The organism is bacterium, from assembly GCA_018814885.1.
Taxonomy (GTDB): Bacteria; Krumholzibacteriota; Krumholzibacteriia; order LZORAL124-64-63; family LZORAL124-64-63; genus JAHIYU01.
Window position 1 is genome coordinate 1 of the sequence record JAHIYU010000082.1, and the last position, 16,204, is coordinate 16,204.

Below are 16,204 nucleotides of genomic sequence, written 5' to 3' on the forward strand. Positions count from 1 at the left end.
CGGGCTCGCGATCGGGCTCGCGATCGGGCGCCTTGGCGTGCTTGGCGATCGCCGGAGCGCGGCCGCGCCCCCGGCCGCGGCTGCCGCGGCCCCAGGGCTTGGACTTGCGATCGGCCTCGGCAATCAGGTCCTTGTCCGTGCGCAGGGACACGACCTGGAAGAACTCGCGGTGCCGCGCGGGATCGTCCAGGACATCGACGGTCAGGTCGTGCTCGCGCGCCAGGTCGTCGAGCTGATCCGACCGTTCGCTGAGCAGGTAGAGCGCCAGCAGCGGGTTGGTCTGGATCTGGATCTGGTTCTCCCCCATCTTGTGGTGGACGCGATGCACCTCCCGCTCGACGTTGTTGGCCAGGGTCGCCAGGCTGAGCACCTTCCCCGCGCCCTTGCAGTAGGGACAATCGTCGCTGAGAAAACTCACCAGAGAGGGCCGCACCCGCTGGCGGCTCATCTCGATCAGCCCCAGGTTGCTGACGGGAAAGATCTTGGTGCGCGCGCGGTCCCGCCTCAGCACGCCGCGCAGCTCGTTCTGCACGCGGCGCTTGTTGCCCTCGCTCTCCATGTCGATGAAGTCGATGACGATGATGCCGCCGATGTCGCGCAGCCTCAGCTGACGGGCCACCTCGCGCGCTGCCAGCAGGTTCGTCTCGACGATGGTCTCCTCCTGGCTGCGCCGGCCCGTGAAGCGGCCGGTATTGACGTCCACCGACACCAGCGCCTCGGTCTGTTCGATGATGATGTAGCCACCCTTCTTCAACCAGACGCGCGGCTCGGTGCTCTTGCGGATCTCCTGCTCGATGCCGAAGCGCTCGAAGATGGCCTGCGGCTCCCGGTAGTGCTGGATGCGGCTCTTGAGATCCGGCGCGAAGACCTGCACGTACTTCAAGAGCCGCTTGTAGTCTTCCTTGTCGTCGATGATCAGGCGCTCCACGTCGTCCTTGAAGATGTCGCGGATCAGGCCCACCACCATGCCCACGTCCTCGTGCACCAGGCAGGGCGCCTTGCTGGCCGCGCGATCGCTCTGGGTGATCTCCTGCCAGACGCTCGCGAGATACTTCACGTCGTTGCGGACGGCCTTTTCGTCGGCCCCCTCGGCGGCGGTGCGGATGATGAAGGCGCCCGTATCGGGCCGTGATTCCTCCAGTACCTTCTTCAGCCGCACACGTTCGCGCCGGTCCTCGATCTTGCGCGACACGCCCACGTGCGTGCCTTGCGGCATGTGTACCAGGAAACGGCCGGGCAGGCTGATGTCGGCGGTCAGACGGGGCCCCTTGCTGCTGATAGGCTCCTTGGTGACCTGGACGAGGATCTCGTCGCCGACCTTCAGCGCGTCGCCGATGTTCGGCACGTCCCGGTAGGTGCGGGAGCGCCCGTGGCTGGCGGGACCGGGTCCGTCCACCGCTTCGGCCGAGTCCGGATCCTCGTGGACCAGGTCCGAGGCGTGCAGGAAGCCGGCGCGTTCGAGCCCGATGTCCACGAAAGCCGCCTGGAGCCCCGGCTTCACCGACGTGACCACGCCCCGGTAGATGTTGCCCACGATCCGCTTGGCGTCGGCGCGTTCGATGAGCAACTCGACGAGGTCGTCGTCCTCCAGGATGCCGATGCGAATCTCGTGGGGATTCGAATTGATGATGATTTCTTTGCGCATTTCGGAACGTATCCCTTCTGAGCGATCAGGCCGACAGGTGCTTGCGCAGCCATAACCGCTGGTTCAATTCAAGTATCCTAACCAAGGGCGACATCCACCCGCCATTCCTGCGGCGCGCCAGCAAGGCCGTGCGGCGTACGCGCGCCAGGCGCGGTTCGGGCAGAAGACCGCCGCAGACGGCGGCGAGAAAATCAAACACGGGCAGGCCGGCCTCGCCGGGCGGGCGCTGCAATGAGAAATTCAGCACGGCGCCGCCCGTCTCCGGGCACGGCGCATCCTCGACGGTCAGGCGATCGCCGCAGACCAGGGACCGCACGTCCACTTCGATGTCGCCCTTGGGACGGCGGCGGAGGTAGATCCGCGAGGTGGTATCCAGGAACGACGCGATCGCCCGCCGCGACGCCTCCGGCTCGGGCCCGCCTTCCCCCGGTGGCGGAAGGACGGCCCTATAATCGTACCTGTCGACGTCCTTGTCTATGGCGCCCGACAGGACCGGCCCGACTTCCGCGCTGGCCAGCACCCGCACGCCTGCGGGCAGATGCCTGTTGAGGGTTTCCTCCCACGCCGGGGCGAGGTGCGTGAAGGCCAGGTCCAGCATCTCGGCGTCGCCGGCGACGCCCACCGGCAGGGGCGGTCCGAACTTGAGCAGCGGCTGGGGATTGAAGCCCTGGCTGTACGCCGCCGGCAGCCCGGCGCGACGCAGCGCGAGGCGTACCTGCCGCTGGAAGTCGAGGTGGCCCCAGAACGCGGCGTCGCCGGTCTTGGCGTAGACGACGCGGTGCCAGCACTTCCCCGGGGACCGGTCGCGCCACTTGCGCCAGCGGTCGCGTTCCCGGCCGGGATCCGTGGGATCGGCGTTGCGGGGGTCGAAGCCCTGCTCGCCGCCTTCGGGAGAGGCCGGGGTCCCCCCCGCTCCATCGTCGGCGATGCCATCGGGGCCGGGACGCTCGATCCCGCGCTCGGCGAAGATATGCTGCAGCTCGCCGTCGCAGGCCGCGCACTGGCCGCACGCACCGTCGAGACGGCAGTCGGGAACCGTCTCGCCGCGCTGCGCCGCCTCCCAGTCGCGACGCAGGAATTCCCGGTCGATCTGGGCGAAGATCCCGTCCCAGGGCAACGGATCGGCGGTATCGCGCGGCGCAAGGTACGCCTCCGGAGCGACGCCCGCCGCGGCGAAGGCCTCATCCCAGAGCGCCGCCTCGAACTGCTCGTCCCAGCCGTCGAAGCGGGCGCCGGCCGCCCAGGCGTGTTCGACCACGTCGCCGAGCCGTCCGTCGCCCAGACCCAGCACGCTCTCGAGCCTGGACACGTCGGGGTTGCGCAGGCTCACCTTGACCTTCAGGGGACGCAGACCGTCGAGCAGGCGCCGGTTGCGCCGCGCCATCGCGTCGCGATCGATCTGCCCCGCCCACTGGAAGGGCGTGTGGGCCTTGGGCGAGAAGGGCGAGACCGAGACGGTGATCTGGGAGCCGCCGCGCGGAACCGCGGCGACCACCTTGCCCGCCAGGTCGACGATGGCGTCCAGGTCGGCGTCGGTCTCGGTCGGCAGGCCGATCATGAAGTAGAGCTTGATGCGCTTGGCGCCGGCGTCGCTGGCCAGACGCACGCTGTCGAGCACGTCCCGTTCGGTGACGTTCTTGTTGATGACGTCGCGCAGGCGCTGGCTGCCGGCTTCCGGCGCGAAGGTGAACGACGCCGGCTTCTGCCGGCGGATCAGGTCGTAGACGGACTCGTCGAGTGCGTCGACGCGGAGGCTCGGCAATTCCAGGTTCGTCCGGGAGCCCGCCGTCCGCGCGAGGATCGCGGCCATGGCCTCGCCCAGGCCGCTGTAGTCGCAGGTGGACAGCGACAGCAGGGAGATCTCGTCCCAGCCGAGTTCGCGCGCGCCGCTGACGGCCGCGGCGACGACCTTCGCCACGTCGCGCTCTCGCACCGGTCGCGTGATCATGCCGGCCTGGCAGAACCGGCAGCCGCGGACGCAGCCGCGCATCACCTCCAGGGCGAGACGATCGTGCACGGCCTCGATGGCCGGCACCAGGATCGCCGGCGGCGGATGATCGTTGAGATCGCTCACCACCCGAGCTTCTGTGCGCTCGCGCCTGCCTTCCCACCAGGTGCCCGGAATGCCGCGCAGTCTCGCGAGCAGCTCGGCGCGGGATCCGCGCTCGCGCTTCCAGGCGCGCACCGCCGCGGCGACGTCCAGCACGACGTCCTCCCCGTCGCCGAGGCAGAACAGGTCCACGAAGGATCCCAGCACGGTCGGGTTGGCGGCGCAGTGGCCGCCGACGATCACCACGGGATCGCCGTCGCCGCGGTCGGCGGCGCGCAGAGGGATGCCCGCCAGATCTATCATGTTCAGGACATTCGTGTAGCAGAGCTCGTAACCCAAGGATATCCCCAGCACATCGAAACTGCGCACCGGCTTGCGAGCCTCCAGCGAGAAGAGCGGGATGCCCTCCGCCCGCAGGCGCTCCTCCATGTCGGGCCAGGGTGAGAAGACGATGTCGGCGTAGGTGTCCGGCGCGGCATTCAGACCGGCGTAGAGGATGCGCAGGCCGTTGTTGGAGATGCCGACCTCGTAGGCGTCCGGGAAGGCCAGCAGGAGGTTGGCCCTGTCGCCGCACCAGGGCACGCGCACGGCGCCGAGCTCGCCGCCGAGATAGCGGGCGGGCTTGGTCACGAGCGGCAGGATCCTGCGCCGCAGCACCGTCTCGAGCTGCTGCGGATCAGCGTGCCACGGTAAGGGGCGGCCGGCGCCGCCCGGGGCGGGTGCCTGCACGAGGCCTCTATTCCGATCTCGACCGGGCGCTACCGCCCACCCGGAGAGCCCACTTCCGGGGTATCCGCGCTCCGGCCCATGATCTCCTTGGTGAAGTCCGATTCGAAAGGCACGGGGTACCGGCCGTCGAAGCAGGCCGAGCAGTAATGCCCGGGCTTGCCGGTCGCCTTCAGGAGGCCCTCGATGGACAGATATGCGAGGGAATCGACACGCAGATAGGTGGCGATCTCGTCGACCGAATGGCTGGACGCGATCAGCTCGTTGCGCACGGGCGTGTCGATCCCGTAATAACAGGGATGCGTGATCGGGGGCGACGCGATGCGCAGATGCACCTCGGCCGCGCCCGCGGCGCGGATCAGCTTGACCAGCTTGCGCATGGTGGTGCCGCGCACGATCGAGTCGTCGACCAGGACGACGCGCTTCCCCGTCAGGATCCTCTGGACGGGATTGAACTTGATGCGCACAGACATGTCCCGGACCTTCTGGGCTGGCGATATGAAGGTTCGGCCCACGTAGTGGTTGCGGATCAATCCGAGCTCGAAGGGCAGACCCGTCTGCTGGGCGTAGCCGAGGGTCGCCGTGTTGCTCGAGTCGGGCACCGAGCAGACGAAGTCGGCGTCGACCGGGCTTTCCTGGCCCAGGACCGCGCCGCAGCGGCGGCGGATCTCGTCGACGCTCTCGCCGAAGACGGTGCTGTCGGGACGCGAGAAGTAGATGTGTTCGAAGACGCACTGGGTGATGCGGCCCTTGGGGGCCAGGCGCCGGCTGACGAGGCCATTCCCGTCCAGGATGACCATCTCGCCGGGCTCGACGTCCCGCAGGTACGCGCCGCCGATGATGTCGAACGCGCAGCTCTCCGAGGCGACCAGGTAGCTGTCCTTGAACCGTCCCAGGCAAAGGGGGCGGAAACCCAGTGGATCGCGTACCGCGATCAACTTGTCGCGCGTAAGCACGAGCAGGCTGTACGCGCCTTCCACCTGCTGCAAGGCTCCGGACACCGCATCCTCGAAGGTCCCGGTGCGGCTGCGGGCGATCAGGTGCAGGAAGACCTCGGTGTCGCAGGTGGTGCCGAAGATCGAGCCCTCGAGCTCCATCCCCCGGCGCAGCACGTGGGCGTTGACGAGATTCCCGTTGTGGGCCACCGCGACGGCGCCGCGGTGGCAGGTGACCTGCATCGGCTGCGCGTTCTCCACCCGGGACGTGCCCGTCGTGGAATAGCGCACGTGCCCGATGCTGAAGGTGCCGCCGAGCTTCTTGACCACGTCTTCGGTGAAGATGTCGGCTACCAGTCCCATGCGGCGGTAGGTGGATACGGCGTGCCCGTCGGAGACGGAGACGCCGGCGCTCTCCTGTCCACGATGCTGGAGAGCATGCAGGGCCAGGACGGACAGCTCGCCGGCGCCAGGACAGCCGGCGATGCCGACCACGCCGCATTCGTCACGCCAGTGATGTCCTTCCGCGGCCATGCCGCCTCCCCTGACGATTATGAACTGTCCTGAACGCGTCGCCTGCGACCAACCAACCCTGCATGTGCGGGTTGACCAGCAGGCCAGCGCCGACCCCGCGCGCCTCGGTCAGCCGGGCGGCCAGCGCTTCCGGATCCGGCGTGCCGGGCTCGAAGATCATCCTCCACACGACACCGGAGAGCAGGGGCCCGGTCTCGCCCAGCGGAAACGTGCAGACATCGACGGTCGCCGCGTCCCGTCGGGGAGCGCCGCCCAGCAACCGGTCATAGGGACCGTCGAGGGGGCCGGGCAGATCGGTGGCGATCGGCTCGCCCGGCCAGTCGCCGGGAAGGGCCCCGCCGAGCACGTCCGCGGTGAACCAGGTCTCGTCGTCGCTCTCGCGCCGGAAATGCGCGAAGTGGTGCTTGTTGGGGTTGAAGAAACGCCCCACGGTGAGCAACCGCTCCACGGACTCCGGCGCCGGTTCGCCTCGGGCCTGCCAGAAGGTATGGAATTCGGCGCGGTGGAGCATCTCCAGGGCCGCTCCGCCGGGCAGGACGTCGCGCATGACGCGCTCGGCCGTCTCCGCGTGCAGGTCCACGCCCTTGTGGCAGGTCATCAAGGTAACCTGAATGATCATAGATCGCCTCCAGTATGGCAAGTCGCTCCCTTGGGCCTCGGGCCCGGGAAGCAGGTGCCATCAGCAGAGTTCCACCAGCCTGCGCAGCAGGGCCATGCCCGGTCCGTCACCCCGCAAGGTCGCGCCGTCGCCCGTCGCCGCCCGCCGCCGGCGTCCCCAGGGATGGTTCAGATCCTCGGGAACCTGGAAAAGCCAGGCCGCGCGTTCGGGATGGGGCATCATGGCGAGCACGTTGCCGGCAGGGTTGGTCAGGGCGGCCGCCGCCAGCAGCGATCCGTTGGGATTGGCCGGCCCGCGGCCGTCGGCATCGGTGCCCGCGTAACGCAAAGCCAGCAGACCCTCGGCGGCCAGGACGCCGAAATGGTCCGGATCCTCGTGCGTGAAGCGCCCCTCGGCGTGCGCGATGGGCAACGGCAACGAGACGGGCAGGCCGCTCAGGAAGCGGCTGCGCGTCCCCTCGGCTCTCTCCAGCACGATCCAGCGGGTGAAATAGCCGCGCCGGCCCGGGTATCGGTTGGGCGCCAACGCCACCTCCAGACGGCCTGGTTCGCGGCCCGGCACGAGTCCCGCTTCGATCAGGACCTGGCAGCCGTTGCAGATGCCCAGGATGGGCTTGCCGGCCGCCGCGGCGTCCAGCAGCGCCGCGATGAGGGGATCCTTGGCCGCCACGGCGCCCGCGCGGACGCGATCCTGGTAGGAGAAACCGCCAGGCACGAGAAAACCGTCGAAGACCGCGAGTTCCCGCGCGGAGCGGGTCCAGCGGAAGATCTCTGGCGCAGCCCCGGCAGCGGCGAGCGCCCGTGCGGACTCGTCCTCGCAATTCATGCCGGGGAGCTGCAGCACGGCGATCCTGGGCGCAGCGCCGGTCGCGAGCGCCGGGGCCACGAACGCCTCCCCGTCCGGGCCGGGAGCGGGCAGGCGGCGGTCGGCGGGGTCCGGCAGGTCGCGCGTGGCCAGCAGACGCGTCAACCCCTCGCGCCAGGCGAGCTCCAGTTCGTCCAGGGCCGCGGCACAGACGGGAACGCCCGCAGCGTCGCGCAGGGTCAAGACGTCTCCATCGGTCACCGCGCCCAGCGCCGCCCAGCGCGCGCCGGCGGCGTCGAGGATGCGCTCGATCCGTCCGGCGTTGGCGCGCTTCGCCTCCACCACGAAGCCGCCGCGCTCGTTGTAGAGGAATTCGCGCGGCGTCAGGTGGGCACAGGGACGCGGCATGGCGAGGTCAGCGCCGAGACAGCCCTGTCCCTCCAGCCCGAGGGCCATCTCGGCCACGCAGACCGCCAACCCGCCGTCGCTGACGTCGTGCGCCGACTGGACCAGTCCCGCCTCGTGGAGAGAGCAGACGGCGTCGATCTCCGCACGGACCGCCTCCAGTTCGAGGCCCGGCGGGAGGTCCTCGCCGACGGCCAGACCGACCTCGCGGGCCAACGAGGCCTGCATCCGGTCGTTGGGCAGCCCCACCAGGTATAGACGGTTGCCGGCCTGCTTGAAGTGCATGCTGCGGCAGTGCGAGACGTCGGACACGTTGCCCACGCAGGCCACGATCGGCGACGGCGCCGCGGTCCTGCCCTTGGCGCTCTGGTTGTAGAAGGAGACGTTGCCGGACACCACGGGCAGCGGCTCGACGCCGCGGGCGTGCAGGGTGAGGCCGCGACAGGCGTCGCCGACACCGCGCACCGCCTCGCGGAACTGACGGAAGACCTCCGGCACCTCCGGATTGCCGAAGTTGAGACAGTCGGTCACCGCCGCGGGGCGTCCCCCCACGCACGCCACGTTGCGGGCGGCCTCGGTCACGGCGCGCGCCCCCGCCAGATAGGGGTCCGCCAGGCCCAGCAGGGGGTTGCCGTCGACGCTGACCGCCACGCCCAGGTCGCTGCCGGGGACCGGCGCCACCACGCCGGCGTCGGCCTCGCCCGGTCTCAGGACGGCGCAGCCCCGCACCTCGGAATCGTAGTGGCGGTAGAGGTGCTCTCGCGAGGCGACGTTCACGTGCCCCAGCAGCTGCAGCCACTCCTCGGCGATCGCCGCGTCGGGCGCCTCCGGCGCTTTCGGTCCCGTGACCGCGGGCGGCGGGGCGGGCGCCTCCGCGCGGGCGTAGCTCACGCCGCAGGTCACGGTCGCGACGGGCGATTCGCACAGGATACGGTCGCCGTGGCGCAGGCGGTAGACGCCGTCGTCGGTCACGACACCGATCCGGCGGGCGCAGGCGCCCTCGTACAGGGTCGGCAGCGCGAACTCCTCGTTGTAGATGCGCAGCACCTCGCCGGTGAAGCGCGCGGGCACGGCCAGGCAGTACCGCTCCTGGGTCTCGGAGCAGGCGACGACCCGCGCCGGCACGTCGTCCCCCGCGGTGTGCACCAGGGCGAGATCCACATCGCAGCCGCAGCCGCCGGCGTCGGCCAGCTCGCTGGTGACGCAGCTCACGCCGCCCGCGCCGAGATCCTTGAAGCCCACGGTGATACCGGCCTCGCGCGCCTTGCCCAGGACTTCCCGGTTCGCCACGGTCAGCACGCGCTTCAGGAACGGATCTGGCACCTGGACGCTGCCCTTGTTCTCGGTGGCGGCCGCGGCGTCAAGGGTGGCCGAGGCGAAGGCCGCCCCGCCCATGCCGCTCCAGTCGGTGGGTTTGCCCACGAGCACCAGGTCGTACGGCTCGTCCTTGGCCTGCGGCGGCACGGCCGAGTGGGTGATGTGATCCAGGGGCACCAGCCCGACGGCCACGACGTTGACCAGGCAATTGTCGTCGAAGGAAGGGTGGAAGTAGACGTCGCCGCCCAGGTTGGGCACGCCGAGCGCATTGCCGTACTCCCAGATGCCCGTGACCACCTGGCGGGCGATGTCCAGGCGGTGGTCGGCGCCGGGACCCTGCGGCCAGCAGAACCTGAGAGGGTCGAGGGTGCCGATCACCTCGCCGCCCATGCAGTAGACGTCACGCACGATGCCGCCTATGCCCGTTGCCGCGCCTTCGACCGGCATCACCTGACTGGGATGGTTGTGGCTCTCGTGGGCGATGACGATGCCGTAGCGCACGCCGTCCACGGTGCCAAAATCGAAGACGCCCGCGTCCTCCACCGGTCCCACGACGACGTTGCTCGCGTCCGTGGGCAGGAACGCCTTCAGGGTGGGACGGCTGCTCTTGTAGGAGCAGTGCTCGCTCCACATGGTGTCGAAGAGGGTCAGTTCGGTGAGCGTCGGGGCTCTCGCGAGCAGCTCCTGGACGCGGCGCGCCTCGGCCGGCGTGAGGGTCAGCGCGTGGGTCTTGAGCGCGGCGCGCAACGCGTTGTCGCCCAAGGCAGCGGCGTCGAGGGTCGCGAAGGAGGGATCGCGGGTCATGCCCGCTCCGGCGCGAGGGTGCGCGTGAAGATCCGGTCGAGGTTGCGTTGGTGGTGGGCGAGATCGAAACAGCGAGACAGGCCGTCTTCGCCGAGGGTCCCGGTGACCCATGCGTCGGCGCGCAGGCTATCCCGGAAATCGATGTCCTCGTCCCACACGCGCATGGCGCAGCGCTGCACCGCCGCGTAGGCGTCCTCGCGGGAGGCGCCCGCACCGACAAGGGCCAGCAGCACAGTCTGGGAGAAGACCATCCCGCGCACGCGGGCCATGTTCTCCAGCATGCGCTCGGGAAAGACCACGAGACCCTCGATCAGCCAGCTCATCTTGCCCAGCATGTAGTGCAGCAGGTGGCATGCGTCGGGGAAGATGATGCGTTCGGCGCTACTGTGGCTGATGTCGCGCTCGTGCCACAGGGCGACGTTCTCCATGGCCGTGAGGGCATAGCCGCGCAGCACGCGGGCCATGCCGGTGATCCGCTCGGAAATGATGGGGTTCTTCTTGTGGGGCATCGCCGAGCTGCCCTTCTGCCCCTTGGCGAAGGGCTCCTCGACCTCGTGGACGTCGGTCCGTTGCAGGTTGCGGATCTCCACCGCCATCTGCTCCAGGGTGGCGCCGATCAGGGCCAGGCTGGTCAAGAACGACGCGTGACGGTCGCGCTGCAGCACCTGCGTCGCCACCGGCGCCGCCTCCAGGCCGAGCCGGCGCATGGTCTCCGTCTCGATCTCGGGATCCAAGTGGGCCATGGTGCCGACCGCACCGGAGATCTGTCCGACCTTCACGTCATCGAGCGCCGCCTCCAGACGGCGCAGGCCGCGCCGCAGGGCGGCCCAGTAGACCAGCAGCTTCAGTCCGAAGGTCGTCGGTTCGGCGTGGATGCCGTGGCTGCGTCCCACCATGGGCGTGTGCTGATGCTCGAGCGCGCGGGTCTTCAGAACGTCCAGGAGCTGCCGCAAGGCGCCGTGCAGCACTTCGCCCGCCTCGCACATCTGCAGCGCGAAGGCGGTGTCGCCCAGGTCGCTGCTGGTCATGCCCTCGTGCACGTAGCGGGATTCGGGCCCGATGTTCTCGCCCAGGTCGGTCAAGAACGCGATGACGTCGTGATGGACGGTCTGCTCGATCTCCAGCACCCTGTCGGTATCGAAGGCCGCCTTCTCGCGGATCACGCGGGCGGCCTCGGCGGGGATATCCCCGCGCTCGGCCCGCACCTCGCAGACGAGGATCTCGATTTCCTGCCAGATCTCGAGCTTGCGGCGGAGCGACCAGATGGCCCGCATCTCGGGGGTTTCGTAACGGGGTATCAAGGCAGCACCTCGGTGAACGACCCATCGGTAACTATCTGTATATCATCAACATCCAGCCCCTGACGCCCGGGGCGGGCGGGGGACGCGAGGCAGGTCGTGGGAACGCCGGAGAACATAGCCCAGATCGGACCAGAAAGGAAGCATCACTTGCAGGGCGGGGCGCGTCTACTCCCGCCGCCGGGGATCCTCCTCCAGCACGATCGTCCCCGCGAACTCCTTCCCCTCGCGGTAGGCCATGAACTCGAGCTGGGTGCCCACCTTGGCCTCGTAGACCAGGCGGTTGAAGGTGTCGGCGTCGTTGAGCGCCACGCCGTTGATGCTGATGATCACGTCGTAGGGCTGCAGGCCGGCCTTGGCGGCGGGCGAGCCGGAGATCACGTCGCGCACCACGAAGCCGTCGGTGCTCGGCAGGTTCAGCGACTGGGCGATCAGCTCGTTGACCTCCACGATGCCGAAGCCGACGTAGGCGCGCCGGAAGTAGCCGAAATCGCGGACCTCGCGGATGATCCACTGCGCCCGCGCGATGGGCACGGCGAAACCCAGGCCGATGCTGCCGCCGCTCTCGGTGAAGATGAAGGTGTTGATGCCGATCACCTCGCCGCGGCTGTTGACCAGGGGGCCGCCGCTGTTGCCGGGATTGATGGCGGCGTCGGTCTGGATCATGCCCAGGAAGGCCTGGCCCTCGCTGTTGGTGTTCTTGATGTCGCGGTTCAGGGCGCTGATCACGCCGATGGTGACGGTCGGCTGGGTGTCGGCCAGCAGGTAGCCGAAGGGCGAACCGATGGCGATGGCCCACTCGCCTATGTACAGATCGTCGCCGGGATCGGCCAGGGTCGCCACGGGCAGGTCCGCGGGCGGCTCCACGAGCTGGATCAGGGCCAGATCCCAGGTGGGCACCTTCTCCAGCACCCGGGCGCTGTACTGGCGGCCGTCGTTCAGCGCCACCACCAGCTCGTCGGCACTCTCGACCACGTGCACGTTGGTCAGGATGAAACCGTCGTCGGAGACGACCACGCCGGAGCCCATGCTGGCCACGTCCTGCCGGAAGGCGCGCTGGGGGAACATCCCCGGGTAGAAACGCTCGAAGTATTCCCAACCGCGCGGTACGAGGCTGCGCGTGACGGTGCGGTGCTGGATAGCGTTGATGCTGACCACCGCCGGCGAGACCCTCTCGGTGGCGCGCACGATGGCGTTGCGCCGGCCGAAACCGCTGGTCTCGGACAAACCGGGCTCCGCCACCTCCCTCACCACGATCGTGTCGCGGGCGCCGACGCCGGTCGCGACGGCGCGGGGAGCCGAGCGCCAGCCGATGACGTACGCCGCGCCCAGGAGCAGGCCGAAGAGCACGCCGATGACGATGCCGGTCCAGACGGGAGCTTTCCTCAACACGATCCTCCAGAGTCAGCCGGATACGGGCCGCACCACGCGGCCGGCATCCTCCTACAAGTCAGCCCTGGAGCTTGTTCCAGTCCGCCATGAAGGCGTCCATCCCCTTGTCCGTCAGCGGATGGCCCACGAGCTGCCTGATGACCTTGTGGGGGATGGTCGCGATGTCCGCGCCCAGCAGCGCCGACTGCACCACGTGCAGGGGATGCCGAACGCTGGCCACGATGACCTCGGTGGGATATTCGTAGTTCTCGTAGATCTCCACGATATCCTCGATGAGCTGCATGCCGTCCTGGCTGACGTCGTCGAGCCGGCCCACGAAGGGCGAGATGTAGGCGGCGCCGGCCTTGGCCATCAGCAGCGCCTGGCTGGACGAGAAGCAGAGGGTGGCGTTGACCGGGATGTCCTCTTCGCTCAGGGCGCGGGTCGCCTTCAGGCCCTCCAGCGTGGTGGGGATCTTGACGACCATGTGCTCGCTGAGGCCGGCCAGGCGGCGGCCCTCCTCGATCATGCCGGCGGTGTCCAGGGCCACTACCTCGCCGCTGACCGGCCCCTGCACGATGTCGCAGATCTCCTTGAGCAGGGCGTCGGTGTCCCGGCGTCCGGCCCTGGCCATCAGGCTGGGGTTGGTGGTTACGCCGTCGAGCACGCCCATGGACAGGGCGTCGCGGATCTCGTCCAGGTCGGCGGTATCGATGAAGAACTTCATGGCGTCTCCTTCAGCGTTCAACGCCGGGATCGTCGCCCGGATCGGTGTAGGCGGGGTCGTCCAGCTGCTGCGGATAACCCACCGCCGCGAGGTAGAGCCCGTGGGGCGGCGCCATGCTGCCCGCGGCGCGCCGGTCGCGAGCCGTCAGGATGGCGATCATGTCCGCGGGCTCCCGTTGCCCGCACCCGACCTCCACGAGGGTGCCGACCAGCGTCCGCACCATGTGGTGCAGGAAACGGTCGGCCCGGATCTGGAAGATAGCCGAGTCGTCGGCCCAGTCAAAGCGGCAAAGCCGCACGTCGCAGCGGTTGTTCTCCCTCAACGACGCGGTCTTGCAGAAACTGCTGAAATCCCGCTCGCCGGGCACGTGAGCCGCGGCGGCGTCCAGGGCCGCGCGGTCGAGATCCCGGTTCACCTGCCATTCGGCGCGACGGCGGAAGATGTCGCGCCGGAAACCCAGCCGGTACGCGTAGTGCCGCCAGCGCGCCGAGAAGCGGGCGTCGAACGACGGCGACACCTCGCGCACCGCGCGGATGTCCAGGTCCCCGGGCGCCATGGCGGACAGGGCGCGGCAAACGCGCTGCGCCTCGTCGGTATTCAAGCCGGCCACGTGGGCCACCTGGCCGAGGGCGTGCACGCCGGCGTCGGTGCGTCCCGCACCGGTGGGCACGGCCCCGCGTCCCAGCAGCTTCGCGAGCAGCCGCGACAGCTCGCCCTGGACGGTGCGCAGTCCCGGCTGGATCTGCCAGCCGTGGAAATCGGTCCCGTCGTAGGCCAGGTCGATGCGCACGGTGCGGGACATCTCAGCGGCCCGCCCCGCCCGCCGCGACCAGACGCTCGGCGATCTGCACCGCGTTCAGGGCCGCGCCCTTGCGCAGGTTGTCGGCCACCACCCAGAGCAGCAGCACGTCGTCGCGGCCCGGCTCGGTGCGCACGCGCCCCACGAAGACGTCGTCCTCCCCGCTCGCGCCGAGGGCCGTGCGGTAGCCGTGCGGCGAATCCGCCACCTGGAGGCCGGGCATCGCGCGCAGGGCGGCCAGGGCGGCGTCACGGTCCACGGGGCGCTCGAACACGGCGCGGATGGACGCCGAGTGGCCGTTCCAGACGGGCACCCGCGTCGCCAGGCAGGTCACGGCCAGCTCCGGCCGGCCGAGGATCTTGCGCATCTCGCGCACGACCTTCTCCTCCTCGGCGAAGGAGCCGTCAGCCACGGGCGCGCCGATCTCCGGCACGGCGTTGAAGGCGATCTGGCGGGGGAAGATGCCGCCGGTGACGTCCTCTTCCCGGCTCGGTCCCGACGCGCCGTGCAGCCGGGGCAGGCAGAGGCGCAGCTGTTCCTCCAGCGCGCTGCGGGCGCGTCCCCCCGCGCCCGAGACGGACTGCAGGGTGGTCACGTGGCAGGCTTTCATGCCGAAGGCGTCGTGCAGGGGGGCCAGGGCCATGACCACCTGGATGGTCGAGCAGTTGGGATTGGCGACGATGCGCCCGGGCGGCGGCAGTTCGCGGGCGTTGATCTCGGGCACGACCAGCGGTACGTCGTCGTCCATGCGAAAGGCGGTCGAGTTGTCGACGACCCAGGCGCCCTGCGCGGCGAAGCGGGCGGCGTATTCGCGGCTGGCCGCGGCGCCCGCGCTGAACAGGGCCACCGACAGGCCGCCGAGCTCCGCGGAGGCCGCATCCCGGCAGGTGAGCGTCTCCCCCCGGAAGGCGAGCTGCTTGCCGGCGGAGCGCTCGCTGACCAGCAGCAGCGGCGGTTCGTCTACCCAGGCGCGCGCCGCCAGGAGGTCCAGCATGGCCCTGCCCACGAGTCCCGTGGCGCCGAGTATCGCGGTTCGCATTCCCTTCCCTCGCCTTCGCGCATGACGGTGCAGACTTGCCACGTCAGTCTAGCAGCGGCGCGGCGGGGGGTCAAAGCCTGCGCGTGGACAGCCAAGGCGACCGATGCTATGGTCACGGACACGTCAACCGGGGAGAGGGCCCGATGCGCGGATACGGACCGGCAGGAATCATCACGACGGGCGCGCTGGCCGTCGCGGCGCTCGGCGCATTGCTCGCGACGGGTTGCGCCCCGCCTGAGCGGAGACAGTCGTCCCGCGAGGCGCTCGCCCGCTGGGAGGACCGGCGCCTGGCCGACACCGATTCGCTGGTGGCGATGCTGTCGGACGACGACGCCCACGTCCGCCGCGCCGCCCTGGGCGCCGCCGGCCGGATCGGCCGCGCCGACGTGTTGCGCGAGGTGATCGCGAGACTGGACGATCCCAGCGATGCGGTGCGGATCGCCGCGGCCGAAGCCCTGGGCTTCATGGGCGACGCCGACGCCGTCGGACCCCTCGTCGATCTGCTGAAGGACGACCGGGCTCCCCTGCGCGAAGCCGCGCTCTTCGCCCTGGCCCGCCTGCCCCACGACGGCCGGTCCCTGGTGGAGACGGCCCTGTACGGCCCGGAGCGCGAGGCGATCCTGGCCTGGAACGCCCTGCGCGACCGCGCCGCGGACGTCGATTCCACCCTCCTGGCGGACGTCGTGCGCACCGGACTGGTGCGCCCCGAACCGGAGATCGTCTGGCGGGCGTTGCGCTGCGCGGAGCGCGTACCGGGCCGGGATCTGGTCGCGGACATCGCCCCCTTCGCCACCGCGGGCGATCCCCAGATCCGAGTTCACGCCTGCCGCGCCCTCGCCCGGCAAGGCGGACCGGACGCCCTGGCGGCGGTCATCGACTGCGGCGAGCGGGCGGGCAGGTTCTCTCGTCGCGAAGGGAACAGGATCAGGATCGCGATGCTGGGGGCCCTCGGCGCACTGGGCGGGGACGCCCTGGCCCGGGACGGCGATCATGCCCAACTGGTGGGTCTGCTGGCCGCCGGTGCGCGGGATGCGGACCCGCACGCGGCTAGCACGGCCCTGACCGCCATGGCCCGCGCCGTGGCCGACCTGCCCCTGCCTCCCGCCGCCGCGGCGCGCGAGAGCCTGCTGC

11 protein-coding genes are annotated in these 16,204 nt (G+C 70.0%); 1 reads left to right on the plus strand and 10 read right to left on the minus strand.

Annotation, left to right across the window (positions count from 1 at the left end):
* The 10 genes from KJ554_05010 to KJ554_05055 all read right to left on the minus strand — a co-directional run.
* Nucleotides 1-1,645, minus strand: a 1,645-nt coding sequence (locus KJ554_05010; GenBank protein MBU0741698.1) for an Rne/Rng family ribonuclease, incomplete at its 3' end; no start/stop codon positions are given.
* A 25-nt stretch (nucleotides 1,646-1,670) separates the two neighbouring features.
* Nucleotides 1,671-4,424, minus strand: a complete 2,754-nt coding sequence (locus KJ554_05015; protein ID MBU0741699.1) for a TIGR03936 family radical SAM-associated protein — start codon at nucleotides 4,422-4,424, stop codon at nucleotides 1,671-1,673.
* Between the two features lie 29 nt (nucleotides 4,425-4,453).
* Nucleotides 4,454-5,890, minus strand: a complete 1,437-nt coding sequence (locus KJ554_05020; GenBank protein MBU0741700.1) for an amidophosphoribosyltransferase — start codon at nucleotides 5,888-5,890, stop codon at nucleotides 4,454-4,456.
* Nucleotides 5,862-6,509 carry a hypothetical protein gene (locus tag KJ554_05025; protein ID MBU0741701.1) on the minus strand — a complete coding sequence of 216 codons (648 nt, stop codon included), beginning with the start codon at nucleotides 6,507-6,509 and terminating at the stop codon, nucleotides 5,862-5,864. Before KJ554_05025 ends, KJ554_05020 begins: the two co-directional genes overlap by 29 nt.
* A gap of 60 nt (nucleotides 6,510-6,569) precedes the next feature.
* Complete coding sequence (gene purL / locus KJ554_05030; protein MBU0741702.1) at nucleotides 6,570-9,839, minus strand: phosphoribosylformylglycinamidine synthase subunit PurL; 3,270 nt, start codon at nucleotides 9,837-9,839, stop codon at nucleotides 6,570-6,572.
* Entirely contained in the window at nucleotides 9,836-11,140 is a 1,305-nt protein-coding gene (locus tag KJ554_05035; protein ID MBU0741703.1) for an adenylosuccinate lyase, read from the minus strand. The genes purL and KJ554_05035 overlap by 4 nt, the downstream gene beginning before the upstream one ends.
* Before the next feature lie 165 nt (nucleotides 11,141-11,305).
* Nucleotides 11,306-12,526, minus strand: coding sequence for a trypsin-like peptidase domain-containing protein (locus tag KJ554_05040; GenBank protein MBU0741704.1), 1,221 nt, complete (start codon nucleotides 12,524-12,526; stop codon nucleotides 11,306-11,308).
* A gap of 61 nt (nucleotides 12,527-12,587) precedes the next feature.
* Nucleotides 12,588-13,235: a fructose-6-phosphate aldolase gene (gene fsa, locus KJ554_05045; protein MBU0741705.1), complete on the minus strand. Its 648-nt coding sequence runs from the start codon at nucleotides 13,233-13,235 to the stop codon at nucleotides 12,588-12,590.
* 10 nt (nucleotides 13,236-13,245) lie between these two features.
* Entirely contained in the window at nucleotides 13,246-14,037 is a 792-nt protein-coding gene (gene truA / locus KJ554_05050; GenBank protein MBU0741706.1) for a tRNA pseudouridine(38-40) synthase TruA, read from the minus strand.
* Between the two features lies 1 nt (nucleotide 14,038).
* Nucleotides 14,039-15,073, minus strand: a complete 1,035-nt coding sequence (locus KJ554_05055) for an aspartate-semialdehyde dehydrogenase (GenBank protein ID MBU0741707.1) — start codon at nucleotides 15,071-15,073, stop codon at nucleotides 14,039-14,041.
* A 143-nt stretch (nucleotides 15,074-15,216) separates the two neighbouring features.
* Here KJ554_05055 and KJ554_05060 point away from each other — a divergent pair.
* The coding region (locus KJ554_05060) for a HEAT repeat domain-containing protein (protein MBU0741708.1) at nucleotides 15,217-16,204 on the plus strand (988 nt) is incomplete at its 3' end.